The sequence below is a fragment of the Argonema galeatum A003/A1 genome (assembly GCF_023333595.1).
Classification (GTDB): domain Bacteria; phylum Cyanobacteriota; class Cyanobacteriia; order Cyanobacteriales; family Aerosakkonemataceae; genus Argonema; species Argonema galeatum.
This window is the reverse complement of record NZ_JAIQZM010000090.1, coordinates 1-1781: the sequence shown is the minus strand read 5'-3', so window position 1 is coordinate 1781 and position 1781 is coordinate 1. Positions and strand designations below refer to the sequence as shown.

The window sequence follows — 1781 nt, the reverse complement described above, 5'->3', positions numbered from 1 at the left end:
GAGTTTTCCCATTCACTCCGAGAGCCACGCGACGCGACGACTTACAGGCTCGATCGAATGTGTGACGGGAATGGAACGGCCAGGACTCGAACCTGGATTGGGATGTTAGGTGCATCCTTCTACGGGGGTTGTCTAGTTGATTGATGTCGCTCCCAGTCACCGTTAATCGGTATCAAGCGACCCCTCAGCGTTTACCGATTTCGCCACTGTTCCGGGTGCCCGTCTATTTCCGGGCTGGTTCAGTCTCTGTTCTATGTCCTAATTTAACTGGTTAAAGCAGTAATGTCAAGCGCAGACAGTAACTATTATATTTTTTCCATTTTGATGCCACCCAAAACAAAATGACTAATCCCCACATTCAAAGCATCACAAATGCCAATGAGAAGATCGGGGGATATGGATTCCGGCTTACCTTCCTCTAATTCTTGTAAATACTGGTGGGAAAGATCATACCCCATCGACTTCATTTTCTCGCTGAAACCTCGCCTAGACTGCTTGCCGCGTAAATCTTTTAAACGTTTACCCTTGACTACATCCCAAGTCAACCGGGAAACACAACTTAAAGGAATCATTATGGTCGGCTCCCCTAAAAAATTACTTTCTAAATCTATATTACTGCTTGAACTTGACATAGTGCAGGAAACACGCCAGAATAGCGTGAGATAGATGCTGAGCGGTGGTGAGTAGACCAGGCCAGGAAGCATTGCCTACTCACCACCAAACATCGTGCCATCTCAGCGATCGCCATACCAACACTCAGCACTCAGCCGCATTCTCGGCCCTGGAGTGCCGCCCTTTACACAGGAGGTGTCCATGATCGACTAACCGACTTTGGATTGAGAGACAAACAGGGCGTTCGTGTGAGGGACGCCCTTACTAGCCAAACAGTTTGTTGCTGCAACTGTATTTACCGAAACCCAAACAAAAAGTGCGCTTGATTACTGTCGAGCAATTTATCCAAGAGATCACGATCGATGACCCATCCATACACGGACTTCGCCCTCTACCTGGAAGAGGAATACGGCAAGGAAGTAGGCGATCGCTACCGAGAATTGTTGCGTAGCCCAATATACAAATCAGCCAAAGTTCGGCACAAGAACTACAACAAACCCAAAAAAGGCACACCCCGAAAAAGGAGATTCGCATGACGCACTGCAAATCCTGCAACGCACCGATCCACTGGATCGAAACCTTAAACGGAAAGTTACGCCCGTGAACTTAGATCTCACCAGCCACTGGGCTACCTGCCCTGACGCCAAGAAATTCAAGCCCAAACAGGAATCAAAGCAATGACACTCGAAAGTTATTTGAAATACGGAGAAGGCATAGGCATCACCCGGTTCTATGTCGAAACCATAGAATATGATGGCGAAATCAGTTTCTATATTCACCCTGTTGATGACCCCATTCGTATTGGTGGAGAACCCATACACTATGCAGTATTAGGGAACTTACTTGAACCGATCGAAGTTGACACCATCAGAGATGGGAAGCAACAAATAGATGCCTTCCGCTCCGAATTAGAGCAGTATATTTCCTTGCTTGGCCTTACCTTCCATCCCGCAGAAGAACCCGACGACGACATACTCGCACTACTTCAAAAAACCAGACAGGTACTTGCGGCCTTCGCCTTGAATAAAAAGACAGCAGACCAACAAGCCCCCCAAGCAGAGAAAAAACTCAAACACCTCAAAACTGAATTATTGAGGCACGAAGCAATAATAGGAATTCAAAGAGAAGACGATGGTGATTTCAACGCTTTTGCCAACCGCATAGAGTAT

General features: G+C 47.0%; 3 protein-coding genes and 1 tRNA gene. 2 read left to right on the top strand and 2 right to left on the bottom strand.

Features of this window, described 5'->3' with window-relative positions; genetic code table 11:
* Window positions 1-71 precede the first annotated feature (71 nt).
* Window positions 72-213 (bottom strand) — tRNA-OTHER (locus LAY41_RS32085).
* A gap of 92 nt (window positions 214-305) precedes the next feature.
* Window positions 306-704 (bottom strand): helix-turn-helix domain-containing protein, encoded by a 399-nt coding sequence (locus tag LAY41_RS32080; protein WP_249106754.1) that lies wholly within the window; start codon window positions 702-704, stop codon window positions 306-308.
* Window positions 705-974: 270 nt separating this feature from the next.
* On the opposite strand from LAY41_RS32080, the gene LAY41_RS32075 reads away from it, so the two are divergent.
* Together LAY41_RS32075 and LAY41_RS32070 are read left to right on the top strand one after the other, a co-directional pair.
* The gene (locus LAY41_RS32075) at window positions 975-1148 is read left to right on the top strand and encodes a hypothetical protein (protein ID WP_249106752.1); all 174 of its coding nucleotides are present in this window, start codon (window positions 975-977) and stop codon (window positions 1146-1148) included.
* A gap of 141 nt (window positions 1149-1289) precedes the next feature.
* Window positions 1290-1781 (top strand): hypothetical protein (locus LAY41_RS32070; protein WP_249106750.1); only part of this gene is annotated, 492 nt, incomplete at its 3' end.